General features: G+C 39.6%; 24 protein-coding genes, 1 tRNA gene and 1 other annotated feature. Of the genes, 3 read left to right on the top strand and 22 right to left on the bottom strand.

Going from position 1 to position 26,577, the window contains the following annotated elements:
- Window positions 1–19: 19 nt before the first annotated feature.
- Together cmk and AXE83_RS03970 are read right to left on the bottom strand one after the other, a co-directional pair.
- Entirely contained in the window at window positions 20–691 is a 672-nt protein-coding gene (gene cmk / locus AXE83_RS03975; protein WP_060955533.1) for a (d)CMP kinase, read from the bottom strand.
- An 8-nt stretch (window positions 692–699) separates the two neighbouring features.
- Window positions 700–1,188, bottom strand: coding sequence for an SAG1386/EF1546 family surface-associated protein (locus AXE83_RS03970; RefSeq protein ID WP_000410178.1), 489 nt, complete (start codon window positions 1,186–1,188; stop codon window positions 700–702).
- A gap of 45 nt (window positions 1,189–1,233) precedes the next feature.
- Here AXE83_RS03970 and AXE83_RS10500 point away from each other — a divergent pair, with 45 nt between their 5' ends.
- Window positions 1,234–1,431, top strand: a complete 198-nt coding sequence (locus AXE83_RS10500) for a ferredoxin (RefSeq protein WP_080979354.1) — start codon at window positions 1,234–1,236, stop codon at window positions 1,429–1,431.
- Window positions 1,432–1,533: 102 nt separating this feature from the next.
- Here the strand turns inward: AXE83_RS10500 and AXE83_RS03965 are convergent, their stop codons facing one another.
- The 6 genes from AXE83_RS03965 to AXE83_RS03940 form a co-directional block, all read right to left on the bottom strand.
- A complete protein-coding gene (locus AXE83_RS03965; protein ID WP_083500982.1) occupies window positions 1,534–2,484 on the bottom strand; it encodes a glycosyltransferase family 2 protein in 951 nt (316 codons plus the stop codon).
- Window positions 2,468–3,487, bottom strand: a complete 1,020-nt coding sequence (gene galE, locus AXE83_RS03960) for a UDP-glucose 4-epimerase GalE (protein ID WP_060955532.1) — start codon at window positions 3,485–3,487, stop codon at window positions 2,468–2,470. Before galE ends, AXE83_RS03965 begins: the two co-directional genes overlap by 17 nt.
- A 103-nt stretch (window positions 3,488–3,590) precedes the next feature.
- Window positions 3,591–4,688 (bottom strand): NAD(P)/FAD-dependent oxidoreductase, encoded by a 1,098-nt coding sequence (locus tag AXE83_RS03955; RefSeq protein WP_060955531.1) that lies wholly within the window; start codon window positions 4,686–4,688, stop codon window positions 3,591–3,593.
- A 16-nt stretch (window positions 4,689–4,704) separates the two neighbouring features.
- The gene (locus AXE83_RS03950) at window positions 4,705–5,502 is read right to left on the bottom strand and encodes a Nif3-like dinuclear metal center hexameric protein (RefSeq protein WP_060955530.1); all 798 of its coding nucleotides are present in this window, start codon (window positions 5,500–5,502) and stop codon (window positions 4,705–4,707) included.
- Window positions 5,489–6,166 (bottom strand): tRNA (adenine(22)-N(1))-methyltransferase, encoded by a 678-nt coding sequence (locus AXE83_RS03945; RefSeq protein ID WP_060955529.1) that lies wholly within the window; start codon window positions 6,164–6,166, stop codon window positions 5,489–5,491. The genes AXE83_RS03950 and AXE83_RS03945 overlap by 14 nt, the downstream gene beginning before the upstream one ends.
- Before the next feature lie 101 nt (window positions 6,167–6,267).
- Window positions 6,268–8,604 (bottom strand): cation-translocating P-type ATPase, encoded by a 2,337-nt coding sequence (locus tag AXE83_RS03940; RefSeq protein ID WP_060955528.1) that lies wholly within the window; start codon window positions 8,602–8,604, stop codon window positions 6,268–6,270.
- 130 nt (window positions 8,605–8,734) lie between these two features.
- Between AXE83_RS03940 and AXE83_RS03935 the strand changes: the two genes are divergently transcribed.
- Both AXE83_RS03935 and AXE83_RS03930 read left to right on the top strand, forming a co-directional pair.
- Window positions 8,735–9,478 (top strand): lysophospholipid acyltransferase family protein, encoded by a 744-nt coding sequence (locus tag AXE83_RS03935; protein ID WP_060955527.1) that lies wholly within the window; start codon window positions 8,735–8,737, stop codon window positions 9,476–9,478.
- A gap of 122 nt (window positions 9,479–9,600) precedes the next feature.
- Window positions 9,601–9,673: transfer RNA gene (locus AXE83_RS03930), tRNA-Thr, on the top strand.
- Window positions 9,674–10,179: 506 nt separating this feature from the next.
- Here the strand turns inward: AXE83_RS03930 and pyk are convergent.
- The 14 genes from pyk to AXE83_RS03860 form a co-directional block, all read right to left on the bottom strand.
- Window positions 10,180–11,685, bottom strand: a complete 1,506-nt coding sequence (gene pyk / locus AXE83_RS03925; RefSeq protein ID WP_014713116.1) for a pyruvate kinase — start codon at window positions 11,683–11,685, stop codon at window positions 10,180–10,182.
- A gap of 65 nt (window positions 11,686–11,750) precedes the next feature.
- Window positions 11,751–12,758: a 6-phosphofructokinase gene (pfkA, locus tag AXE83_RS03920; protein ID WP_060955526.1), complete on the bottom strand. Its 1,008-nt coding sequence runs from the start codon at window positions 12,756–12,758 to the stop codon at window positions 11,751–11,753.
- 80 nt (window positions 12,759–12,838) lie between these two features.
- Window positions 12,839–15,940 (bottom strand): DNA polymerase III subunit alpha, encoded by a 3,102-nt coding sequence (locus tag AXE83_RS03915; protein WP_060955525.1) that lies wholly within the window; start codon window positions 15,938–15,940, stop codon window positions 12,839–12,841.
- Window positions 15,941–16,057: 117 nt separating this feature from the next.
- On the bottom strand, window positions 16,058–16,768 hold the full coding sequence (locus AXE83_RS03910) for a B3/B4 domain-containing protein (RefSeq protein WP_060955524.1): 711 nt from the start codon (window positions 16,766–16,768) through the stop codon (window positions 16,058–16,060).
- A gap of 77 nt (window positions 16,769–16,845) precedes the next feature.
- Window positions 16,846–17,232, bottom strand: a complete 387-nt coding sequence (gene gloA, locus AXE83_RS03905; protein ID WP_060955523.1) for a lactoylglutathione lyase — start codon at window positions 17,230–17,232, stop codon at window positions 16,846–16,848.
- Between the two features lie 57 nt (window positions 17,233–17,289).
- A complete protein-coding gene (rplT, locus tag AXE83_RS03900) occupies window positions 17,290–17,649 on the bottom strand; it encodes a 50S ribosomal protein L20 (RefSeq protein WP_060955522.1) in 360 nt (119 codons plus the stop codon).
- Between the two features lie 50 nt (window positions 17,650–17,699).
- Window positions 17,700–17,900: a 50S ribosomal protein L35 gene (rpmI, locus tag AXE83_RS03895; protein WP_001125942.1), complete on the bottom strand. Its 201-nt coding sequence runs from the start codon at window positions 17,898–17,900 to the stop codon at window positions 17,700–17,702.
- Between the two features lie 32 nt (window positions 17,901–17,932).
- Window positions 17,933–18,463, bottom strand: coding sequence for a translation initiation factor IF-3 (infC, locus tag AXE83_RS03890; protein ID WP_000848177.1), 531 nt, complete (start codon window positions 18,461–18,463; stop codon window positions 17,933–17,935).
- 15 nt (window positions 18,464–18,478) lie between these two features.
- Window positions 18,479–18,609: a sequence feature (ribosomal protein L20 leader region), on the bottom strand.
- Window positions 18,610–18,697: 88 nt separating this feature from the next.
- On the bottom strand, window positions 18,698–20,089 hold the full coding sequence (gene pgdA / locus AXE83_RS03885) for a peptidoglycan-N-acetylglucosamine deacetylase PgdA (protein ID WP_060955521.1): 1,392 nt from the start codon (window positions 20,087–20,089) through the stop codon (window positions 18,698–18,700).
- A 262-nt stretch (window positions 20,090–20,351) separates the two neighbouring features.
- The gene (ezrA, locus tag AXE83_RS03880; RefSeq protein ID WP_060955520.1) at window positions 20,352–22,079 is read right to left on the bottom strand and encodes a septation ring formation regulator EzrA; all 1,728 of its coding nucleotides are present in this window, start codon (window positions 22,077–22,079) and stop codon (window positions 20,352–20,354) included.
- Window positions 22,080–22,160: 81 nt separating this feature from the next.
- Window positions 22,161–24,107, bottom strand: a complete 1,947-nt coding sequence (gene gyrB / locus AXE83_RS03875) for a DNA topoisomerase (ATP-hydrolyzing) subunit B (RefSeq protein WP_060955519.1) — start codon at window positions 24,105–24,107, stop codon at window positions 22,161–22,163.
- A gap of 14 nt (window positions 24,108–24,121) precedes the next feature.
- Window positions 24,122–24,685 carry an HAD family hydrolase gene (locus AXE83_RS03870; protein WP_049531027.1) on the bottom strand — a complete coding sequence of 188 codons (564 nt, stop codon included), beginning with the start codon at window positions 24,683–24,685 and terminating at the stop codon, window positions 24,122–24,124.
- 105 nt (window positions 24,686–24,790) lie between these two features.
- Window positions 24,791–25,342 carry a DJ-1 family glyoxalase III gene (locus tag AXE83_RS03865; RefSeq protein WP_060955518.1) on the bottom strand — a complete coding sequence of 184 codons (552 nt, stop codon included), beginning with the start codon at window positions 25,340–25,342 and terminating at the stop codon, window positions 24,791–24,793.
- 10 nt (window positions 25,343–25,352) lie between these two features.
- Complete coding sequence (locus AXE83_RS03860) at window positions 25,353–26,576, bottom strand: FtsW/RodA/SpoVE family cell cycle protein (RefSeq protein ID WP_060955517.1); 1,224 nt, start codon at window positions 26,574–26,576, stop codon at window positions 25,353–25,355.
- Window position 26,577 lies beyond the last annotated feature (1 nt).

The following is a 26,577-nucleotide window of genomic DNA, read 5'->3' as shown; positions in this document are numbered from 1 at the left end:
AATCGATTATGAGTTCCAATTAAAAATGTTTGACTGCTTCTGATTTAATTTTTTCGACAACTTCTAAAATAGTTAGTCCTGTAGTATCTAAGTAGATAGCATCCTCTGCTTGTTTAAGAGGCGAAGTTTCTCGATGACTATCTTTATAATCACGCGCAGCAATCTCTTCTTTCAAAGTTTCCAAATCTGTTTCGATCCCCTTTGAAAGATTTTCCTTATAACGTCGTTCTGCACGCTCATCCACTGAAGCAACAAGAAAAATCTTCAATTCAGCCTTAGGCAAGACCACTGTACCAATATCTCGACCATCCATGACGATTCCGCCTTGTTGGGCAATTTCTTGCTGGAGGGCTACCAATTTTTCACGAATAGCTGGAATAGCTGCAAAAGCTGATACAGCATTAGTTACTTCATTTTCTCGGATTGGATTGGTAACATCAACGTCTCCAACAAAAACAAGCTGTTCTCCTGTTTCGGCACGACCAAAACTAATCGGATATTGTTCCAATAATTCAAGAAGTCGAGATGACTCTTCTGGGCTTACTTGGTTATTTAAAGCAATGTAAGTCGCAGCACGATACATGGCACCTGTATCCAGATAAGTATAGCCAAAGTCCTTAGCGATAATCTTAGCTACTGTACTCTTACCACTTGAAGCTGGACCATCAATAGCGATCTGAATTGTTTTCATTCTAACTCCTATCTTGTCTTAAGGACATCACCAGGATTTGCAAACCAAGTTCCTGAAGACATATGACCAGGGTTCAAGGCTTCAAGCTGGGCAATAGAAATGCCTGCTCTAGCTGCAATAGCTGCCTCACCTTCACCTGCAAGGACAGTAATGGTTCCCTCAGCATTTGTATGCTCCTCTGAACTACTTGAAGAAGTTGATTCTGCTTCAGAACTTGATGCTTCAACTGAACTACTTGATGATGTTGAAGAAACTTCCTCTACCTTAGGCGCAGAAGAATCATGAAAATCTTTCAAGGCTGCCGTACGATCACTTCCACCGGATGACAGGTAGATTAGAATAGCAATCATACCGACAACGATAACAAAGAAAATACAAGCCAAAATCGTTAAAATACGATTAGCTCCTACTCCTGATTCCTTATTTCCTCTGCTTCTGCGTTCCGAACGACTTTCCTCGATGTCGTAAATATCTTCTTGCCATGGTTCCTTTTCCATACCTTACTCCTTGTTTTTTTTCTAATTTCTTATTACAATATAAATATGAAAATCACACTTATACCTGAACGATGCATTGCCTGCGGGCTATGCCAAACCTATTCTGATTTATTTGATTACCATGATAATGGTATAGTGCGTTTCTATGATGATCCTAATCAACTAGAGAGAGACGTCCCAGCTAGTGAAGAGCTACTGGAAGCTGTAAAACAGTGTCCCACTCGCGCGCTCATCAAAGATTAATTTGTCATCAGTGGTGATTCGATTTCCAAATACCACTTCCTCTAGTTTAGCATATTTTTCCAGAAAATTATAGTCTTTTGAAGGACTTATTTTTAGCAAATCTTATCTTGACTCACTCTGTTCTTTTATCAGATAGAGGGGCCTTTTTTTTGTTTCTAGATAAATTTTACTGACATATTTTCCCAGAATACCAATGGTCAATAATTGGACACCACCAAGAAATAGAATGACAGCCATCAGAGATGTCCAGCCAGAGGTTGGATTCCCAAGCATAAGAGTACGAATAACTACAAAAAGGGTCATCACCAAAGCCATAAAACAAGACGTAAGACCAGCAACAAAGGCTAATATCAAAGGAAAATCTGAAAAATTTACAATCCCTTCGATAGAGTAGAAAAAGAGTTGCCTAAAGCTCCAACTAGTCTTACCTGCCTGCCTTTCAACATTAGGGTATTCTAGATAGTGAGTATGAAAACCAACCCAGGCAAAGAGGCCTTTGGAAAAGCGATTGTATTCTGTCAATTCTAACACTGCATCTACTACTGATTTTCTCATCATCCTAAAATCACGAACCCCTATGGGAAGAGCTACTGGGCTAATTTTTTGCATGAAACGATAAAAAAGATTGGCACAGAAACTACGTAGAAATGGCTCTCCCTCTCGACTAGTTCTACGTGTTCCCACACAGTCCAAATCTGGATTCTGATCTAGTAGTTCTTTCATCTCAAGCAAGAGGCTTGGTGGATCCTGAAGGTCTGCATCCATAACCACCACCAAGTCTCCACTTGCTTGTTGTAAACCTGCATATATGGCCGCTTCCTTCCCAAAATTTCGCGAGAAAGAGATATAATGTACTGCAGGATTTTTCTCTCGATAAACCTTTAGAACGTCCAAAGTCTTATCAGTTGACCCATCATCTACAAAAATGTATTCGATTTCTGTTCCCAAATCTGGGATCAGTGCTTCAAGAGTTTGATAAAAAAGAGGAAGTACTTCCTCTTCGTTTAAACATGGGACTATGATTGAAATCATCATCTTAGTCTTCAAATCCATTTGGATGTTGACTTTGCCAACGCCATGCGTCTTCACACATCTCTGTAATACCAAGTTCTGCTTCCCATCCTAGCTCTTCCTTAGCTTTTGCCGGATCTGAGTAGCAAGCTGCAATATCACCTGGGCGACGTTCAACAATACGGTATGGAATAGGACGTCCGACTGCTTTTTCCATATTTTGGATAATTTCAAGAACTGAGTAGCCTTTTCCTGTACCAAGGTTGTAAATGTTTAGTCCTGAACCTTTTTGAAGCTTCTTAAGTGCCGCAACGTGCCCTTTTGCTAGGTCAACGACGTGGATATAGTCACGAACACCTGTTCCATCTTTAGTATCGTAGTCGTCTCCAAAGACCTGAACTTGTTCCAACTTACCAACTGCAACTTGTGTCACATATGGAAGAAGGTTATTGGGAATACCGTTTGGATTTTCACCCAAATCACCGCTCTTATGCGCACCGATTGGGTTGAAGTAACGAAGTAAAACAACGTTCCACTCTGAATCTGCTTTATAGATATCTGTCAAAATTTCTTCCAGCATTAGCTTGGTACGACCATATGGATTTGTAGCTGAAAGTGGGAAATCTTCTAGGATTGGGACTGTATGAGGATCTCCATAAACAGTTGCTGATGAACTGAAGATGATATTCTTACAGTTTGTCTCTTCCATAACTTTCAAGAGACTGACAGTTCCAGCGATATTGTTATCATAGTAGGCAAGTGGGATACGTGTAGACTCACCTACAGCTTTCAAACCAGCAAAATGAATCACACCTGTTGGTTCTTCATGTTTGAAAATATCACGAAGTGTATCTGTGTCACGAATATCTGCTTCGTAGAAAGGAATTTCTACCCCAGTGATTCTTTCGACTACTTCAAGACTTTTATGACTACTGTTTACCAAATTATCCACGACAACTACTTGGTGTCCAGCTTGGATCAATTCAATGACAGTGTGAGTTCCGATAAAACCTGCTCCACCTGTTACCAGAATTTTTTCTTGCATTTTATTTCCTCAATTCTTGGATTATTTTTTTCATTTTACCATTTTTGATAGGGAAAGTCATTTACTTTCCTAAGACTATCGTAAAAACTAGGTAAAAGGTTTACTATTGTTTCTTTTTAATGTATCTTTCAGTCGGATAATCTGCTGGATCCAATACTCCTTTTCTCCCTTGAAGCATTTGAGCTAGATGATAACCGATAATAGGACCAGTCGTTAACCCTGAAGATCCTAGACCACTTGCTGTATAGACTCCTGATAAGTTTGGAACCTGTCCGAAAAATGGAGAAAAGTCACTCGTATAAGCCCGAATTCCTACACGTTCGCCATAGATGTCAGCATCCTTCAATACTGGATAACAAGGCAAGGCAGCTCCCTCCATTTGATTAAGCAAATTCTCATCGACCGTCAGGTCAAATCCCATGTCATTTTCATGGGTAGCTCCTAGAGATAACTTACCGCCGGGAAATGGTATCAAATCCCACTCACCTTCCGGCATAACTACAGGGTAAGCTCCCATGTCTTGTTCCACTTGGTAATCTCGGAGTTGCCCCTTTTGAGGACGAACATCAACCTCATAGCCTAAAGGCTCCAAAATGTGTCCAAGCCAAGCTCCTGTGGACAAGATAACTTGGTCAAACATTTGGTTGTCTATTTGATAACCAAATGCTAAGGGTTTTAGACTGACCTCTTTCTTTACGACCTTCACTTGACTGGCTTCAAGCAAGCGACTAACTAAAAGTTGTCCATCTACTCGAGCCCCTCCAGAAGCATAGAGCAATCTCTCAAATCCCTTTAGACCAGGGAATAACTTACTCGCAGACTCTTGATCCAGAATGGCTAATTTCCCTATCAAGGGAGATTCATCTCTACGTTGCAAGGCTAGTTGATAGAGTTCCTCTAGTTTGGACTCATCTTTTTTAAAAAGAAAGACTCCTGAGCGTTGGTAAAAATCTACCTTTTGACCAGATTTTTCTATATCAGCTAATAAATCTACATAAAAATCTGCTCCTAGGCGCGCCAACTTGTACCAGACCTTATTGCGTCGTTTAGAAAACCAGGGGCTGATAATTCCTGCCGCTGCCTTGGTCGCTTGTCCGTGCCCATGATCAAAGACAGTTACTTCGATATCAGTTTCTTTAGAAAGATAGTAGGCAGCCGTTGCCCCTACAATTCCTGCTCCTACAATGGCAACTTTTTTCATTGTCTTTACCTTCTAACTAGATATGATGGAATGGATTGGTCGATGCCTGACTTGCGATAACCTCTAAAGGCCAATCATTTTCTTCCTTCCATTCGTTCAGGAACGCTGCAATTTTTTCAACAAAGAGAACTTCAATATAGTGTCCCGGATCCAAAGCCAACAAGCCGTCTGACAACATCTCTTGAGCAGTGTGGTAATAGATATCACCAGTAATGTAGACATCTGCTCCTTTGGCTATTGCATCAGAAAAGAAAGACTGCCCACTGCCACCACAAATAGCTACTCTTGAGATTATTTTTTGCAAATCAGTCTCTTTATAATACACCATACGAAGACTATCTAGACCAAATACTTCCTTAACATGGTCAGCAAATTCCTTAAATGTTTGAGGTCTAATAGTTCCAATACGTCCAATCCCACGTTCAGGACCGGTCTCCTGTAGGTACGTTGTATCCTTAATATCTAACAATTGGCAGAACCAATCATTAAGACCATTTTCAACGATATCAATGTTTGTATGACTGACGTAGACGGCAATATCATGCTTGATGAGGTCGATATAAATTTGATTTTGAGGGCGACTAGCTACCAAGTCCTTGATAGGACGAAAGATAGGCGCGTGCTTAACGATAATCAAATCGATACCCTTTTCGATGGCTTCTGCCACTGTATCTTCACGTATATCAAGAGCAATCATGACCTTTTGGATTTCTTTGTCTAAGGTACCAATTTGAAGACCACGACTATCACCTTCCATAGAAAGTTCTTGTGGGCAATAGATTTCATAACGCTTAATCACTTCACTTGCTTGCATGGAGCACCTCCTTGATGGCTTGAATTTTATCTACTAAAACTTGACGTTCTTCATGATTTTTTTCTGGGATTTGACTAAGGGCAAATTCTAGCTTACTTGCTTCTCTTTGCCACTTTTGGACAAATACGGGGCTAAGTTCTTTAGATAGAAAAGGACCAAAACGGATATCGCTAGCTGATAAATTCATTTTCCCAGCTTCCACTACTAGAATCTCGTAAAATTTCCCAGCTTCCTCTAAAATACTTTCAGCTACAATCTGAAATCCATGCTCTTGTAACCAACTACGTAACTCATCTTCTCGGTTATTTGGTTGAAGAATTAAACGCTCAACATTGGCTAGTTTGTCCAATCCTTCTTCTAATATCGTAGCAATCAAGTGACCTCCCATCCCAGCAATAGTGATAACAGAAACCTGGTCACTTTCTTCGAAAGCTGCTAAACCATTGGCTAAACGAACCTGAATTTTCTCAGTCAAGCCATGGCTCTCAACATTTTTTACAGCAGATTGATAAGGACCTACTACTACCTCTCCTGCAATAGCACGTTCAATACGACCTTTTTCAACTAGTTCAATCGGTAAATAAGCATGGTCGCTCCCGACATCCAGTAAAACGGCTCCTTGGGGAACAAAAGAAGCTACTGTTTCTAATCTCTTTGAAATCATCTTCTCTCACTTTCAAAAACTCTATTTCCCTTTATTATACCATATTTTATCTGGCAATCCTGCACCTAAAAAAGACCGCAATCATGGATTGCAGTCTTTCTTTATCTTTTAACTTGATAACGACTTGTCAGTATGAAAATCACAATAAAGACGAGCATCATAATGCCATAGATAGGCAATGTTTGACCTGTAAGTGTTGAAATTTCAAGCAATTTTTGGATTCTTGGGAATAGAGCTGTTCCAAGGAAACCTCCAACTGACCAAATAATCAATAGCACACGCCACAAGCTAAATGGCAAGCAAGCTCTAACTACAGACATGAAACCAATCGATGCTAATAGATAATACAAAAGTGTCGAAATTTCAATGGCTGACCAGCCTTGACTGGTTCCAAAAATTTTAACAAAGAGAACACTAAAGACTACCATCAAGGCACTTGGTAAAGCACGGAGCATGGATTTTCTGAGGAAGTTTTGTTCAACAGGTTTGATATTTCTCTCAAAGGTCAATACGAACGGTGGGAAACCTTCCACGAACTGGTCAATCATAGTTATCTGAATCGGAATGAATGGGAAAATCAAAATCCATTCAGTACGTCCCAACAATGCACTTGCAATACAGATAACTGCTAACAAGAAAGAATAGATGGTCTTAATCAAGAAAATTGGAGCAATGTGGGCAATGTTATTGACCACACGACGTCCTTCAAAAAGAATCTCAGGAACATCATTGAAATCTGAATTCAAGAGGACCAGATTTGCAATCTGACGAGTCGCTGGATCTCCTTCAGCCATAACGATGGAGCAGTCTGCCTCACGGAGAGCTAGGATATCATTGACACCATCCCCTGTCATTGCTGTAGTATGTCCTGCTTTTTTCAGAGTTTGGATGATTAGTTTCTTTTGATGAGGCGAGACACGTCCGAAAATGGCTGTTTCCTCAGCCATGGCTATCAATTCTTCATCATTAATTTTCGAACAATCTACATAGCTCTGATAGTCTGCGAAACCAGCTTTTTGAGCAATACTTGAAACGGTAACTGGATTATCACCAGAAATAATTTTCAGCCCTACTTCCTGAGAACGAAGATAGTCTAGCGTCTCAGCAGCACCTTCTCGAATCGGATCTAGAATCTCAAGCAAAGCCAAGGCTTGAATATCAGATGGTTTTTGTGGCTTGTGATGGTCAAGTTTTTCTTGACTGAGCGCTAACACCAAGACACGAGATCCTCGTTCAAGAGCTTCTCTAGCTTCAGGAACTTCAGCATCCAACAACATCTCCGGTGCACCTAGGAAAACAGTTCCTAGACCTTCCAACTCCATTGCTCCCCATTTTCGATCACTTGAAAATGGAAGGCTTGAAATCATCGGATAAGCTACCTCTCCCACAAAACGCTTTCGAATAGCTTGAGCAGTTGGATTTTTATCCTCACTGTGTGCCATATAGCTAGTTAGTATTTTGGCAATGGCATCTTTGTCGTAAGCTTGCGTAAGAGGAAGGACAGTCTCAACCTGCATCTTCCCTTGGGTGATGGTACCTGTCTTATCCAAGCAGAGCATATCCACGCGCGCCAAGGTCTCAACAGAATACATCTCCTGCACCAAAACCTTTTTCAACCCAAGCTTGATAACAGCAGTTAAGAGAGAGGTGATGGTCAAAAGGGCGATTCCCTTAGGCAACATTCCTAAAAGAGCTGTAGATGAATTGACTACAGAAGACTTCAGTGGCAGACCTTTTAAGACCAAGGCTTCAAGCAAGAGAGCAATACCAAAAGGAATGATAATTTTCCCAGTAAAGCCGGCTAACTGGTCTAGCGATTTCATGATACGAGAGTTAATTGGCTTGACTGTCTTAGCTTCAAGCATGAGTTTAGCAGCATAGTTATCTGCACCGACATGGTGAACTTTAGCCAAAACTGATCCACTGGCTAAGAAACTTCCAGACAAAAGCAAGTCTTCAACTTCCTTTTGGACCAAGTCGCTCTCACCCGTTAACATAGCTTCATTGACTTCTGCAAAACCTTCTAATACAATGGCATCACTTGGAATCTGATCCCCTGCTGACAAGCGAATCACATCGTCCAAAACAAGCTCCTCAGGATCCAGAGCTATCTCTTGTCCATCACGAATAGTGATAATCTTTTCTTTATTCAAGAGATTGAGCTTATCAACCATATGTTTGGCACGTAGCTCGGTTACAATCCCAGAAAATGCATTAAAGCAGATAACCGCAAAGAAAACTAGATTGCTCCAAGCTTGAACAAAGGCGAGCGCTAGGGCAATGGCAAAGTTTAAAGCATTGAAGAGAGTAAAAACATTTCGTTTTACAATCTGCCAAGTACTGGTACTAGCTGATGCTTTGAAATCATTGACTTGCCCCTGTTTCTGACGTTCATTAACTTCTGATTGGCTTAAGCCTATAATTTTATTTTTATCCATAATCTCTATCATATCATTTTTTTTTGAATAATTCTAATTTCATATAAAGAGCTTTTCCGCCTATACAAAAAAATTTGCCTGTCCTACAACGATAAGGTATAATAAAAGAAAGAAATTTGAAGGAGACACCATGTTTTATACTTATCTTCGTGGGCTCGTTATGTTGATTCTCTGGTCTATCAACGGTAATGCTCATTATCATAATACCAATAAAATTCCGAGTCAAGATGAAAACTATATCCTAGTCGCTCCCCATCGTACCTGGTGGGATCCTGTCTACATGGCATTTGCGACCAAACCGAAACAGTTTGTTTTTATGGCTAAAAAGGAACTTTTCTCCAACCGAATCTTTGGTTGGTGGATTCGTATGTGTGGTGCCTTTCCTATTGATCGGGAAAATCCTAGTGCTTCTGCCATTAAGTATCCTATCAATGTTCTTAAAAAGAGCGACCGATCTCTCATCATGTTTCCAAGCGGTAGTCGTCATTCTAACGATGTAAAAGGTGGCGTAGCTCTGATTGCTAAAATGGCCAAGGTTCGCATCATGCCAGTTACTTATACTGGTCCAATGACCTTAAAAGGACTCATCAGTCGTGAACGTGTCGATATGAACTTCGGAAATCCTATCGATATCTCAGACATTAAGAAAATGAATGATGAAGGAATTGAGGTGGTTGCTGAACGTATCCAATCAGAATTCCAACGTCTGGATGAGGAAACAAAACAATGGCATACAAATAAAAAACCAAATCCTTTGTGGTGGTTTATTCGCATACCAGCACTGATTCTTGCTGTCTTAGTTGCAATTGTTACCATCATCTTTAGCTTTATCGCAAGTTTTATCTGGAATCCAGAAAAAAACAAAATTAATTAGGTTAGAATAAAATGGCTGAGGGATATTCTCTTAAGCCATTTTAGTTTGACTGACAGCTGATTACTTTTAAATAAAACATTTTATTGACAAAGATTTGATTCTATAGTATACTTTTTAAGTAAGCTGATTTAGCTCAGTAGGCAGAGCGCATCCATGGTAAGGATGAGGTCGCCGGTTCGATCCCGGCAATTAGCATTCTTTAACAGTTCCTTTTTATAGGAACTTTTTTATTGACTTTTTTTCGACCTTATAGTAAAATAAAATTTGCGATGAGTCGATATGTAGCGAGAGCTACTATTGAGCAAAGGAGGTCATAACGCAGGAGCGGACCTTGAGAAATTGTGTGAACCGATTTCTCACATGGAGATGCCTCTCAAGCTTTCTGGTTTTTCCAGAGAGCTTTTTTATTTTCCTAAACACTACTAAACCCTATCTTTTAGCAATCCTTTCTGCACAAACAGTAATAAGCTCAAGCCTCAATCATACACTTATAGACTTATTATCCAAAAAATCCTAGCTAGGTTTAGTCATAAAGATAGAAAGATGACCATTGCAATCTATAATTACAGCAAAAGTTACAGGACAAGCTGTATTATATACCTTAGCATTGAAAGGAAGATGATATATTTTGCACCTCGTCACAAAAAAAGACCTATCACACAAGCTAGAAAGCTTGATATGATAGGCTTTTTAATATTAGATTAACGTACAGTGCGGATACGCATTGTGTTAGTACGAACTGCTTCACCAAGTGGCACACCTGCAACGATAACGATGTCGTCACCAGATTGTACAAGACCTGCTTCAACTGCTTTACGTTCAGCAATTTCGAACATGTCATCAGTTGATGATGGAGCTTCTGTCAACATTGGGATAACACCCCAGTTCAACATCAATCCACGTTCTGTCAATTCGTCAAATGTCAATGCCAAGATATCAGCATTTGGACGGTATTTAGAGATCAAACGTGCTGTGTGACCAGTCTTAGTAAGAGTTACAACCAATTTAATGTCCATTGAGTTTGTAGCATCTTTAACTGCTGAAGCCATAACTTCTGTCTTAGAGTTACGTTCAAATGAATCTGAGTTCAAACGTCCGTATTCGTTAAGAAGAGTTTGAGCATTCTTATCGATAGTTGCCATTGTACGAACAGACTCAAGTGGGTATTTACCATTTGCTGACTCACCTGAAAGCATTGTAGCGTCAGTTCCGTCGATAACAGCGTTAAATACGTCTGATACTTCTGAACGAGTTGCACGTGGTTTTTCAGTCATTGTTTCAAGCATGTTTGTTGCAGTGATAACAACTTTACCAGCAGCGTTCACTTTAGTGATGATCATTTTTTGGTAAACTGGAACCATTTCAAATGGTACTTCGATACCCATGTCACCACGAGCGATCATGATACCGTCAGCAGCTTCAATGATTTCATCCAAGTTATCGATACCTTGTTGGTTTTCGATTTTAGCGAACAATTGAACATGACCGTTACCAGTTTCTTCACAGATTGCACGAACTTCATTCACGTCTTTTGCAGTACGTACGAATGAGATCGCGATGAAGTTGATACCTTGTTCAAGACCGAAGCGGATATCAGCGTTATCACGTTCAGCAAGAGCTGGGAAAGGAATTTTAGTGTTAGGGATGTTTACACCTTTTTGTTTAGCGATAACACCGTCATTTTCAACTTCAACGACAAATTCACGAGTTGCATCGTCTTTTTCTACAACACGAAGACCAAGTTTACCATCGTCAACCAATACTTGACGACCAACTTCAACATCATCATAGATGTCAAGTGCTCCAGCAACGTTCAAAGCAATCACTTCACGAGTTGATTTGATTCCTTGTTTAGTTGCAACACGGATTTTTTCACCAGTTTTGTATGAATACTCTTTAGCTTCACCTTCGAACAATTCAGTACGGATTTCTGGTCCTTTAGTATCAAGAAGGAAACCAACTTTTTTACCTGCAAGTTTTTCTGCAAGTTTAACAGTCGCCATACGGTCACCTTGTTCTTGGTGGTCACCGTGTGAGAAGTTGAAACGGAAAGTGTTAGCTCCTGCTTCAATCAATTGAGCAATGTTTTTAGCTGAAGCTTCAACGTCAAGTTTTTCACCCCAGTATCCGTCATCACCAAATTTTTTACCACCGCGGATTTCTACCGCAGGACCCAAAGTTGCAACGATTTTTACACGTTTGTTCATGATTTTGTGACTCCTTTATATAATTCGACCTTTTATGGTCATTTTACCAGATTAGTTAAAGTTGATTATGACAAGCTCTTGTTCAAGTCAGAAAGTTCAAGGTCAGCTTTGTGAGGGTTGTTAACAACAATCTTACCATCAGCTGTTAGGCTAAATAAAGCTCCTTCTTCTGCAGTTCCAAGAATTGGATTTTCAACCATTTTCTCATTGCGAATACCAACAGCGACACCACCGATTCCTTGTTTAAGGAGTTTAACAGCATGTGCACCCATACGTGACGCCAATACACGGTCACGAGCAGTTGGTGATCCACCACGTTGGATGTGACCAAGTTCAGTTACACGAAGGTCGCTTGTATCTCCAGCTTCTTTTAGTTTTTGACCAAATTCTGCCGCTGACATAACACCTTCTGCCAAAACGATAATGTTGTGTTTCTTACCGTGTTCATATCCAGCCTTGATACTTGCTACGATGTCTTCCATCTTGAATCCTTCTTCAGGGATGATAATTTCATCAGCACCTGTTGCAATACCAGCCCAAAGAGCGATATCTCCAGCATTACGTCCCATTACTTCAACTACGAAAGTACGACGGTGACTTGATGATGTATCACGAATCTTATCAATGGCATCCATTGCAGTCGTAACTGCAGTATCAAATCCGATTGTGAAATCAGTACCTACGATATCGTTATCGATTGTTCCTGGAAGTCCAATAGCAGGAAATCCATGCTCAGTCAAGCGCATAGCTCCGTGATAAGAACCATCACCACCGATAACCACGACACCTTCGATACCGTGTTTTTTCAACTGCTCAATCCCTTTAAGTTGACCTTCGAGTTTTGCAAACTCAGGGTAACGAGCAGAGTGAAGGAAAGTACCACCACGTGAAATGATGTCTCCCACTGAAGCTGCATCAAGTGGATAAATTTCACCGGCAACCATACCAGCGTATCCATCATAGATACCAAAAACTTCCATTCCTTCTGAGATTGCTTGACGAACAACTGCACGGATAGCAGCATTCATACCAGGGGCGTCTCCACCACTAGTCAAAACAGCAATACGTTTCATTTGGTTTTGCTCCTTTTTCTTTAACATTCTAACTGATTATACCATAATTAAAGTTAAAATTCTTTTATTTTCATTGATTTTTAACGATAAATCGTTTTCATAACTATCTGACTTAAAGATTCCTGTAAACTAACATCTTTTGCAACAAAATAACTCGGTAAAAGGACATTTTTTTGTTCATTTTCGTAACGAATGATGACTGGAATTTCTCCCTTATATTGCTCTAAAATATGATAAATTTCAGTATCATGTTCATGATCAGCAGCCTGTATCCAAAATCGTTCACTCACTGCTTCTTTTAGATTATTTAACACTAATTGAAGCCGACCATCTCTTGCCTGTACTTTTCCATTAAGGTAGTAGAATCTTCCTTCATGTAAGAGATTTTTAAATTGGCGATACTGGTCAGAAAAAACTGTGACTTCCAAATTTGATTTGCTATCACTAACTTTCAAAAAGGCCATATTTTCACCTTTTTTAGTTCTGATTACTCGGATAGACTGAATCTCAACGAGTACTGTAGCTGTCTGTCCTTCAAATAGTTCAGACAAACTCACAATTGGGTACAAAGGATTCTTTGCTAAGATCAATAGAGGATGCGGACTGATACCTACCCCAAGCCACTCCTGTTCCTTACGGAATTTTTCGACTTGCGTAAAATCCTCACTCTCAAGCCAATTGTAGCTATTATCTGCAAATAAACTACCCAATTCTTCCACAAAAATAAATAAAGTAGGTAAGTTGGATAAGATTTTTTGGCGATTTTTTTCGAAACTATCGAATAAACCAATCTCGACTAGGGGAGTTAAGAGGCTAATCTTTTGATAATTTTTGGGTAATCGTGTGATAAAATCTTCAACACTGCTAAATGGACGATGCTCGATAATCCAGTAGGCAAAATCACGAGGCATTCCCTTGATACTCTTAAGTCCCAAGTAAATAGTCTGGTCTGTCAATTTATCCTGATATGGGATTGTATTGATAGAGAGTGGTGTTAGTTCAAAACCCATTTCAAGGGCATCGAGAATATAATCTCCACTAGCATAATTGAGCGTGACCTGATAAAAGATTTCTGGGTAATGTGTTTTAAAGTAGGCAAGTTGAAAAGCTAAAGCCGCATAAGCATAAGCATGCGATCGGTTGAAACCATAACCAGCAAATTTTTCCATGACAGCAAAAACCTGCTGAGCCTGTTCCTTTCCATGACCTTTTTCGAGGGCACCTTGGATAAAACTCTCTTGCATTTGATGCATTTCCGCAGCATTCTTTTTCCCCATAGCCCGACGTAAAATATCGGCCTTTCCAAGACTAAAGCCAGCGTAGCGTTGGGCTACTTGCATAACCTGCTCTTGATAGAGCATGATACCATAGGTAGAAGCTAAAATATCTTCTAGCACAGGATCAAGGACTGTTACCTTTTCTTTACCATGTTTTCGAGCCACAAAGTTGTCGATATAGTCACTCGCCCCCGGTCTGTTGAGGGAAGTCGTTGCCACTACTTCTTCAAAGCTTTCTGGTTTCACGCGCTTTAATAAGCGAATAGCACCAGGTTGTTCAAACTGAAAGATTCCCTTGGTCTTCCCAGCTGCAAAGAGGGCTAAAGTTTTCCTATCCTCAAGGTCAATTTCCTCAATCCTTAACTGAATTCCTTGAGTTTCAAATAAGAGCTCCTGCATTTTTTGAGCAAAAGTTAGGTTTCGTAAGCCCAAGAAATCCATTTTGAGCAAGCCATTTCCTTCAACTCCATGAGCATCATACTGGGTAATGAGCATATCCTCTCCATACTTAAGAGGAATATAGTCCGTTAGATTTTTATCACTAATCACAACACCAGCAGCGTGGATAGAAGTTTGCCGAGGATAGCCTTCTATCTTTTTAGCAATTTCAAAAGCCTTTTGGTACTCAATCTTACCTTGAATCAGTTGTCTAAAGCCTAGATTACCTTCATAGGCACTTGTTAAGGTATCTTTGAAACCGATTTTTTTGGTAATAGCCGTTAATTCATACTCAGGTACACCATAGCGTTTAAAAACATCTCTGACGGCCTGTTTAGCACCAAAGGTTGAGTAGGTGACAATCTGAGCAGCGTGAATACTGCCATAGCGGTCACGAACATAGCGGATAAATTCAGGACGATAGATATCAGGAATATCAATATCGATATCGGGCATGGTATAGCGTTCACGATTCAAAAAGCGTTCAAAGATGAGATTTTTAGCTACAGGATCAATACCAGTGATATCTAAGGCATAGGCCACTAGACTTCCAACTGCAGATCCACGTCCCATACCCATATAATATCCTTGAGAACGACCGAAACGTAAGAGGTCCCAGACAACCAAGAAATAGTCATCGAATCCCATATCATGAATCACAGATAGCTCTTCTTCTAAACGAGCCTGATAAACTGAATCTAGTAAGCCTTTCAGTTCCAAGCCCTTAATAGATCTTTCGCGCAACTCTTCAACAGCTGGTCTCTCTGGATTGAAGCGAGGAAGCTTGAGACTACTATCAATCTCATAAGTAGTTGCTCCAATCAGTTCAGATAGATTGTCTAAAGCTTTTGGAAACTTTTCTACAAAAAATTGTTCAAGACGCTCAGCAGGTAAAAACAAGCCTTGTTGCGATTGAACATCCACCTCTCGCAAGGTCACATTCTCCTTAATCGCCTTGAGCATTTGGAGCGTTTCTAAATCCTCAACTTCGAAAGAATTAACATGATAAAGTGGGAGAATGGGGTGAGAAAAATTCGACTGAGCTGTATCTGGATACACTCCGATATAATAATCATGTCCCAAATCTAAGTGAGCTATTTCATGGAAATAGGGAACAATAACACAAACATCTTCTAGATAGGGAGAAAAATCAGTCCATTCTTTTTTACCTGTCATTTTTAGAGTCGAAAGCTTCATGAGATTTCGATAACCACGATTTGACAAGGCTAAAAATCGAAGGTTGAGGAGTTCCTCCTTATGATGAACTGTCATCTCAAGACCTAATAAGGGCTGAATCCCTTGCTTTTGGCACTCTTTGATAAAATAATAAGCTCCATAGAGGTTGTCAACATCCATGATTCCAAGTGCTGAGTAGCCGTATGCTTTCCCTTGGTCAACATACTTCTGAATAGAAATCATACTCTCCATAAAACTATAAACCGTTTTTGTATCAAGTTGTGCAATCACTCGCTATCACCTCCCTTTTTCTTCTTATATTATACCATTTTAGAAAATAGAAAAACAATTTCTTTCTTCCCTTGTAGAAAAAAGAACCACAGTTGAATTAACTGTGATTCCCATTCATTATTCTACCTCTAGGATAGGATTTGTAGCTGTCAAGTGGCTGATCTTACCACTGATACCAAAATATTCCTCAATTTTAGTATGTAATTCTAGCATTGCTTCCCTAGCTCGTGATGCCTGTTCTTCATTGATAGCTTCAATGACTAAAACAGCATCTTTGGTTTCTTCTGTTAACATGGTTCTTTGGGCTTCACGCCAGTTTAAACACCGACAAACCGCGCCTTGTTCATCAAAATAAATAATTTCATCTGCTAAGGCTGGAGCATCACTTTCAGCCCCTAGTGGAAAGAAGGATTCATTTCCTTGAGCTCTTCCAAGACATAAGTCACCAACAATCTTAGCTAAATCCTCTCCCCCACAAGGAACAGCGTAAGAAAGTGAGACGCTATTATAGATATCTACCAAAGGATTTATTGGATTAAATTCTCTTCCTTGACTCACACGCTTTAATAAGGCTTCAATAGAAGAACGAGCACCTTTTTTAGTTTTGAATTTAGTGAATGCCTGACGCCATTCTTGAATCACTTCATTCTGAGTGAAATTTTCATCTGTTATAAAAGTACGGGCTTTTTGGGTTCCTTCATCCAGTAAAGCTTTAAAATAGGGATCCTCACTCTCATCAATAGTATTGTTGAGACCTTTTACCACCAATACAGAGATTTGAGCATCTGGAAATAGTTGCCAAAAATCATCTTTTACATGAACTTTCATGACCTTGCCTCCATTCTTTTTCTTTCATTCTACCACAAATTCTAAAAAAGAGTAGCATAGAAGCTACTCGATAGGAACTATAATGAATTTTCACGAATTACTTCTACCTTGTATCCATCTGGATCTTTGATAAAGTAATAGTTTGGTTGAGTCCCTGGAAGTCCATTAGGTGCTGTCACTTCATAGCCTTTGTCGCTATGTTCTTTATGAAGAGCCTCAAGGTCAGGTGTACTTAGGGCGACGTGAGCAAAACCGTCACCGACAACATAAGGTCCGTGATCATAGTTGTAAGTCAACTCTAACTCATAATCATCACCTTCAAGTCCAAGATAAACAATAGTGAAAGCATAGTCTGGAAAGTCTCTACGACGTAATTCCTTAAAAGCAAAAGCATCTTGATAAAAAGCGATTGATTTTTCAAGATTTTCAACTCGCAAGCAAGTGTGTAGCATTTTAGAAGCCATTTTTTTCTCCTTTGTTTAAAAAAGACTGGAACAAACCTGCACCAGTCTTATGAATAATTATTTACCAAGTTTTGCTTTAGCTGCATCTGCAAGAGCTGTGAAAGCTGCTGCATCGTTAACAGCCAAGTCAGCAAGCATTTTACGGTTAACTTCGATCTCAGCCAATTTCAAACCATGCATCAATTGTGAATATGAAAGTCCGTTGATACGAGCTGCCGCATTGATACGTGTGATCCACAATTTACGGAAGTCACGTTTCTTTTGACGACGGTCACGGTATGCATAGTAGTAAGAGTTCATTACTTGTTCTTTTGCAGTACGGAACAAGATGTGTTTAGCTCCATAGTAACCTTTTGCTAATTTAAGAATACGTTTACGACGTTTGCGTGATACAACGCCACCTTTAACACGTGCCATTTATATTTCCTCCAAATATTTCCTAGAATTGTTTACTTACAAATACGCGATTATTTCAAGCGAGTAAGCATTGCTTTGATACGTTTGAAATCTCCTGAATGCACCATAGATGCTTTACGAAGATGACGACGTTGTTTTTTAGTTTTTCCGTGGAAACGGTGAGAAGTGTAAGCACGGAAACGTTTAAGTCCACCAGAACCTGTACGTTTGAAACGTTTAGCTGATGCGCGGTGTGTTTTTTGTTTTGGCATGATTTTTTCTCCTTTATTTAACTTTCTGACAATTATTTTTTGTCAGTTGCTGGCGCCAACTGCATGAACATTTGGCGTCCATCCATTTTAGCACGTTGTTCAATGATAGCAATATCTTGAGTTGCTTCAGCGAACTCGGCTAAAACTTTTGCACCAATCTCTTTATGGGTGATCATACGCCCCTTAAAGCGAATGGATACCTTCACTTTATTCCCTTTTTCAAGGAATTTGCGAGCATTGCGAAGTTTAGTTTCGAAGTCACCCTTGTCAATAACCGGGCTCAAACGAACTTCTTTCACGGTTACAACGCTTTGTTTTTTGCGCTGTTCTTTTTGTTTCTTCTGGTACTCAAATTTGAACTTGCCGTAGTCCATAATTTTTGCAACAGGAGGTTTAGCTTGAGGTTGAATGAGAACCAAGTCCACATTAGCTTCGTCCGCAAGTGCTTGCGCTTCGCTCAGTGGTTTGATACCCAATTGCTCACCTTCAAGACCGATTAAGCGAACTTCGCGTACACGAATTTCATCATTGATGAATAAGTCTTGCTTTGCTATGGTTTTCACCTCTTTTTTTAATTTAGAGAAAAACAAGAGCGGACTTGCTAACGCAAACCCGCACTACATGATTGTATTTCATTTCTGAAATTTGATCCGTAGGGGCCAGACAACGTTAGTCGCAAGGCGAGAAGTTCTCACTTCTGCTTTTCTCAACTTTTATATGATATCAAGTTTTCCCCTACTTGTCAAGATTAAAACTATCTTTTTTTAATTTTTTCTAAATATTTGCCGACAATGACCTTACTGGTTACGAGAATAGTAAATCTCATGTGGCTTCAAACGAGTGTTGAGTAGATCTGATACAGTAACAAAACTATAACCTTGTCCCTGCAGATACTCAATTACCTTTGGTAATGAATTAACAGATGTTTGATGGATATCATGCATCAAAATGATAGATCCATTGCTTACCTGACGTTGAATTTCTGTTAAAATAGCAGCTTCATTTTTACTCTTCCAATCCAAACTATCCACATCCCACATAATAAAGCTTAAATCAAGGCTATTGCGAATATCATCTGAGATTGCACCGTATGGCGGACGCATCAATTTAGAACTTTTTCCAAGAACTTTTGTAATGGCGTTTTCGGTATCTGTGAGCTGTTTCTTAGCATCTTCCAATGACAGCTTTGTTAAAATTGGATGATTCCAACTATGGTTTCCAACTTCATGTCCTTCAGACTGCATACGTTTAAGAATCGACTCATTACCTGCAATATTCTTTCCTTGGACAAAGAAAGTTGCTTTAATCTTGTATTTAGCCAAGATATCCAATGCCTGTGGTGTTGTATTTCCGTCCGGTCCATCATCAAAGGTAAGAGCTACTACTTTTTTATTTTTCTCAACCTGAGCCTTCTTATAAAGTTCTGCATCCTTTTCAGTTAGATAGGAGGATTGGATAACATCAAAGAAGTCTGAAATAGGTAAAGCTATTTCTTCTACATTATTAGTTGCTTTGACTGGATATAACACCAATTGACTATCTTTGTATGCGAACTTCCAAGATGATAAATCGCTAGCTAAAAAATCGGCTATTACTTGATCAACAAGAGTTTGTTCAAGCTTTTTATCTTGGAGCGTTGACTTGATATTCTCAAGAATTGTTTCTTTGGCTTTGCTAGCATCTATAAAGAGCTGATCTAAAGTAAACAGGGTCCCATCTTCCTTAAGATAAAGCTGATCCAATGATGTATTTTCTAATTCTACAACAGTAGAATCACTCAAATCATAGACCTGTTTTTTCACAAGATGACTCTCCACACCCTTGATAGAAGAAGAAGCTTTCTCAGAGTAGTAAAAGATCAAATCTTCCTTATCTTCTACCTTATCCGTGATATCTTTTACAATGATATCCTGAACAGGGGTAATGACCTTGTCCCCCGTCATAGGATAGTAGGTGATGATTTCTGCCTGCCCTTTACGAAAATGATCTTTCTGACTTCCTTGTGAATAGGAATCATCTTTTTCTTTTTTCAGTGCTTCAATTTTTTGCTCAAAAGCTTGCTTCGTCAAGACTTTATAAGCAATACTTACTCCTAATGTTAAGATTGTGAAGAATAGAAGCCCCACAATAATCCACAAATTTCTTCTCTTTCTGTCGTTTACTTTACGGCTTGTTCTTTTTTTTGTCATAGTCTTATCATATCAAATCATGCCTATAATTTCAATGATAAATAGGAAAATGTCCATTTTTTAGAAAAAGATCGGTAAAAGAAAGAGGTTGGGACAAAAGATCCCTACCTCACTTTTTATTAGCAATCAAACTTTAACGCGGTAGCTGATTGGACTTTTTGTTGGTCTTTTAGACTCCAAAAACTCCTAATCATCTTCGCGGGGCTGGGACTACGAAATCGAGACTTTGTCTATCGATTTCTGTCCCACCGCCTTCACTTGATTAAAATCGAATGATTTCTCTTGTTTTTTCATATGAAGAAACAAAGCGATTTGTTACTCCTGGTTCAGCAACTTCCAAAGCTTGGGAAATCTTTTCAAAAGATGATTGATAATCAAAGGCATTTTCAAAGATTTCTAAAGATTCATGGAAGGCTTGTTGAATCCCTTCATCAAATGATCTGTAGCGATTAGAATATTGAAGCAACTGTTCTGTCAAGGTAGCATATTGCACGATACTGTATGTTTCTGTTTCCAAAACTTCCATATCATGTGACGCGATTTCTAGGATACGATTGACAGACTCAATGTTGACTTGTGACTGTTCCAACTCTGCCATCAAATCCTCAGTACTATGGCTAGCAGCAAAGAACAATTTCAAGAAGTTCTGTGGGATTCCTGGAAGATTTCTCTTTTCCATGTAGCGCTTAATGGTGTGGAGGCGATTGACGTAAACATTTGCCTTTTGACGAGCATTAACATCATCTTTTTCAATCTGTACTAGACGTTCGCTCACTGAAACTTGATCATCTTCAATTTCTTTTAATGTAGCTTGAACATTTTCTAAACGTTCTTCCAATACAGAGTAAGCTTCTGAATATTCCTCTTGTTCTGAAGTCAAATCGCTAACTGTAAGTTCTAGGGAATCCAAATCCACTTGAAGACGACGAACATGATTTACATCACTCTCAGCCATCAAGTAGGTCTTGCTCAAACGCTCGATATCTTTCACCAAGACTTGATTATTGTCTTTTAAGTGGTCAAGGTAGGTTGGAAGTGTTGACAACAAGTTTTCAACAACTTTTTGAGAAGCAATCTCTCGTGTGAAAATATTATAGAGAGCATTGATTTCTTCTTGAATCTGAGTGTTTTCATATTCAGCATTGTCCAATTCCAATTTTTTAATATTTTCTTGGTTATTTTTCAAAGCTTCATACAACAACTGTAAACGTGATTCAATGTCAGTTTCTACAAAGTGATAGTTGGCATCAAGCAACTTACGATAGCCAGCCTCTAGATCTTCAAGTTGATCAGGAAGTTCAGTCGTTAGTTTAGTAACAATTGCTGGAATTCTCTCTACGATATGTGTCAAAGCGAGAATATGGTTTTCAGCATTATCTAAAATTCCTGCTGCTTCAACTGGATCTCCTGAAGAGTTTAGCGTCACAAATTGAGAAAATTCAGATTGGATGTTCTCCAATTGTTTTTCAATTTCAGGAAGTGCTTGACCATATTTCTCAGAATCTTCTGCGACTGTTTTCTGCAGGCTTTCAAATAAATCTAAAGCATGCAAGACACGACCACTATTTTTGGATTCTTGTTTTTCTAGATCTGCCAAAGCATTTCGAATGGAAGCAATATCTTCTTCGATAAGGGTAATCTGGCTTTCAATTTGATCAATTTTGTGTTGAGCCTTCAAGAAACGAAATGAATTATTGTACCCTTCTGCTTCAAACAGATTATTCTCAATATCCGCAAATGAGTTGAGTGATAGGTCTACCCATTTTTGGTTCCACTCTCTAAATGCAATCTGACTTTGACCAATCAGATGCATATTCTTAACAGCTTCTACTTCATCGTTAACTGGAAGGTTATACAACTCTTCCTTTCTTTCTTCTAATACTGCCAGCCTCTTTTCATTGCGTTTGCGTAACAAAACTGCCACAACATATGCAATAATCAGAAGAGCCGCGATTGCAATCATAGTAATAATCAACAGATTATCAGACATATCAAACTCCTTTTTATACATGAAACAATTGTAATGATTATATCATATTTTTCAAACCATGGGAACTATTTCCCAATTTTTTTAAACGTCAAGCGTACTGTAGACAGCATTTTCTTCGATAAATTCTCGACGTGGTTCTACACGGTCACCCATGAGCATATCAAAGATTTTATCTGCTTCTGCAGCATCATCAACTGATACACGAGCCATGAGACGATGTTCTGGGTTCATGGTTGTTTCCCAAAGTTGATGATCATCCATTTCTCCAAGACCTTTATAACGCTGAATAGTTGGTTTTGAACGTCCTTCACTATAGCGAGCCAAGGCTTCCTGTAGACGGGTTTCTTGATCTGCTCCAGGTTGGATGTATTCTTTAATTTCACTGCCGACCTTAACACCGTAAATTGGTGGTTGAGCGATATAAACATAACCTGCTTCTAAAACGGGTTTCATATAACGATAAATCAAGGTTAACAAGAGGGTACGGATGTGGGCTCCATCAACATCGGCATCCGTCATGATAACGAGTTTTTGGTAACGGGCCTTGCTGACATCAAATTCAGCACCAAAGCCTGTTCCCATAGCTGTGAAAAGGCTACGGATTTCTTCATTGGCAAGGATTTTATCCATGCTGGCCTTTTCAACGTTGAGGATTTTACCGCGAATTGGTAAAATCGCTTGGAATTCACGGTCACGACCAGACTTTGCAGAACCTCCTGCTGAATCTCCTTCGACGATGAAAAGTTCAGTTTCAGCTGGATTGTTTGAGGAACAATCTGCTAATTTCCCTGGAAGGTTTGAAATCTCTAAACCAGATTTCTTACGAGTAACCTCACGCGCACGCTTGGCTGCGACACGCGCCTTAGCTGCCAGAATCCCTTTTTCAACGATACGCTTAGCAATCTGAGGATTTTCCATCAGGAAGTCTGAAAATGCTTCACTAAAGAGTCGGTTGGTAATCTTGACAACTTCACTATTTCCAAGTTTAGTTTTCGTTTGTCCTTCAAACTGAGGATTTGGATGCTTCACAGAGATAACAGCAGTCAATCCTTCACGGACATCCTCACCTGTTAGATTATCTTCATTGTCTTTGAGGAGTTTGTTTTTACGAGCGTAGTCGTTAATGACACGGGTTAAGGCTGTACGGAACCCTTGCTCATGGGTTCCACCTTCATGAGTATGAATGTTATTGGCGAAACTCATGACATTTTCATGGTAACCAGTTGTGTACTGCATGGCTACTTCGACTGTGATATCATCCATTTCTCCATCAGTGTAGATTGGTTTTTCAAAAATGACATCCTTGTTTTCATTGATATACTCAACATAGCTCGCAATCCCACCTTCGTAGTGATAATGCTTGGTTTGTTCAAGTCCTTCACGTTTGTCAGTGATGGAGATTTGAAGGCCACGATTCAGAAAGGCGAGTTCTTGGATACGTTTGTTTAATTTATCGAAATCAAAGGTTGTTGTTTCTGTAAAAATCTCTGGGTCTGGAGTAAAGTGTACGGTTGTACCTGTTTTATCAGTATCTCCAATCACCTCAAGGTCAGCAACAACATGTCCACGACGGTATTCTTGGTAATGGATTTTTCCATTTTTGTGAACACGAACATCCAACTGAGTAGAAAGAGCATTTACAACGGATGAACCTACACCGTGGAGTCCACCTGAAACCTTGTATCCGCCACCGCCAAATTTACCTCCAGCGTGAAGAACGGTAAAGACAGTTTCAACGGCAGGACGACCTGTCTTTTCTTGAATATCAACAGGGATACCACGTCCATCATCAACAACCGTGATAGAGTCATCTGGCTCAATAAAAACCTGAATATGACTAGCAAATCCCGCCAAGGCCTCATCGATAGAGTTATCAACGATTTCCCAGACTAGGTGGTGAAGACCTTCTTTTGAAGTCGACCCGATATACATTCCAGGACGCATACGAACGGCTTCCAGACCTTCCAAAACTTGAATCTGACTGGCATCATAATCCTGTGCCTGTTGGTTTTTGATTTCTTCTGTCATTTTTTCCCTTTTTCTTACATTTCTAATACTTGTCTCAATGTCACGATATTTTCAAAGAGATGCGTCGCTAAGCCAGCCGCTTGTCCAGCTTCAATATCGATAGGACGATCACCAATAACGATGCCAGAGCTTATCTTGTACTTATCTCGCAAATAGATCATAGACTCTGGATTTGGTTTTCTCTTAAAGCCAGAGCTAGCTGTTACTACTTCTGTAAAATAGTCAGCAATTCCAGTCTTTTCAAGGATTTCCAAAACTTGGTCATTGCGATGCGAAACTAAAAAGTTCCGTCCTCCCTGGTCTGAAATTTCCTCCAATAAAGCAGGTACTCCCTCAAACAAGGCAGGATGTTCAAGCTCTCGCGCTTCATTTTCCTTATATTTTTCTAAAAAATGCTCTATTGTTGGGGCAAATTGGTCAATCGCAAAAGCAGTTGACACTTTCAAGGCATTGTAAACTTTATCATGTTCTTCCTCGATTCCAAATTGAGCTAATGTTTCCACAAAAGCAGCGGTCGAAGTCTCATAATTATCAAGTAAAGTTCCACCTAAATCCCAGATGTAATCGTGATATTTCATACCCTTCATTATAGCATTTTTTTATCAAAAAAGCGACGATTTCCTTCTATTTTAACAGTAAAAAACGAGAAGAATCCCCTAATTGATAGATTCCTCTCGTTTTAGTTAATCTAATCCAAACACATCACGATAGAGCATGGCTTCTCTTAAACCATCTGCATCGCCTCCAAGTTGCTCCACTAGGTTATAAGCAAAGGCAAGTGCAGTTGCTGGCCCGCGACTGGTAGTCAGCTGACCATCAACAACTACTGTTTCCTTGCGATAGTGGCCATCAGCAATTTGCTCTTGGACACCATCATAGCAGGTGAACCCTTTATCCTTGAGGAGTCCAGCTCGATTCAGTACAATTGGTGCTGCACAAATGGCTGCTACTTTTTTACCAACTTGCTCAAATTTTTGAAGTTCAGCAATCAATTGCTCATTATCACGCAAGTGAGCTGAACCTGGCATACCTCCTGGTAAGACAATCATGTCGTACTCAGATAAATCACCATCAAACACACGATCTGCTTGTACTTGGATGGCATGTGATCCCGTCACTTGAGCTTCAAAACCAACCATATGACAAGTAATATTGGCACGACGTAATACGTCCACAACTGTTAGGGCTTCGATTTCTTCAAAGCCATCTGCTAAGATAACTGCAACTTTAGCCATGATTTACTCCTTATTTAACTTTTTTCAAAACAACTTTCTTCCGTTTAAATCTTGTCTTACCGCTCTTTTCTTCGGCTAGATGCGTTTGATAACTCATCGATAGAAGCAAACCAACACCAATTAGATTACTGATAATGGCTGATCCCCCTTGGGAAATGAAAGGCAGAGGAATCCCTGTCAGAGGAAGGAGGCCTGTCACTGCACCGATATTTTCAAAGATATGGAACAAGAGCATCATAATGAAGCCAGTTGAAATGTAGGTATAAAATTGATTATTGGACTTCAGAGTGATTTTTAACATTCGATAGATAAGTAGGAGATAAAGTGTAATTACAAGGACAGAACCAATAAAACCAAAATCTTCTGCAATGACTGTAAAAATCATATCACTCTCACGAACGGGAATGAGGAGATTGGATACATTAAATCCTTGACCAAATAAGCCTCCACTTCCAATGGCGATTTGCCCTTGCGCCTGTTGATAGGTGGTCGTTTGTGCATAATCAAAGGGATTGAGCCAAGCAAGGATACGGTTGATCTGATAGGTTGGCATCCCGATCTGATGCATAAAAGCACGCCCATCTTTTGTGATGAAAATGGCCAAAAATCCTGCAATTCCTGATACAACTGTCGCAAAAATTGGAATGATAATTTTCCAAGAAACGCCAGAAAGCAAGACCAGTCCAGCAAAGATGGCGACAAAAACCAAGGCCGTTCCTAGGTCACTCTGCAAGGCCAGTAAAACTAAGACTGGCAGTGTGAAGACAATCATCCACAGTATCAAGTGAAAGTCTAATGCAATCGTTCGTTCTTTTTCCTTATGTTTTTGTGTGAACTGAACAATGACCCGAGCCAAAATCAAAATATAGGAAATTTTCATGAATTCGGAAGGTTGGAAAAGTGTCACTCCTCCAATTGACACCCAGTTTTTGGCCCCTGTTGCTGCAACTAAATTGGGATTGTAAAAAACCAAGGGTAAAACCATGAGGACTAGACCTAGGGCGTAGAGATAGGGAGTTGCCTGCCATAAAAATTTTGTATTAAAAAACATGACTACAAAGCTGATGATAATTCCCAAGACGATCCATGCTAGTTGCTGACCGAGAATAGGCCAAATATTTTGAGGATAGTCATGACTGACAGCTATGTAAATAGCCACAACTCCAATCACCAGCAAACAGAATACTGGCAATATCAAACTATAATCGACCCGAGAGTCGAGAGAACGTTTCATA

Origin of the sequence: Streptococcus sp. oral taxon 431, from assembly GCF_001553685.1 — a bacterium.
In the GTDB taxonomy this organism is placed as follows: Bacteria; Bacillota; Bacilli; order Lactobacillales; family Streptococcaceae; genus Streptococcus.
This window is presented reverse-complemented; position numbering and strand designations above follow the sequence as displayed.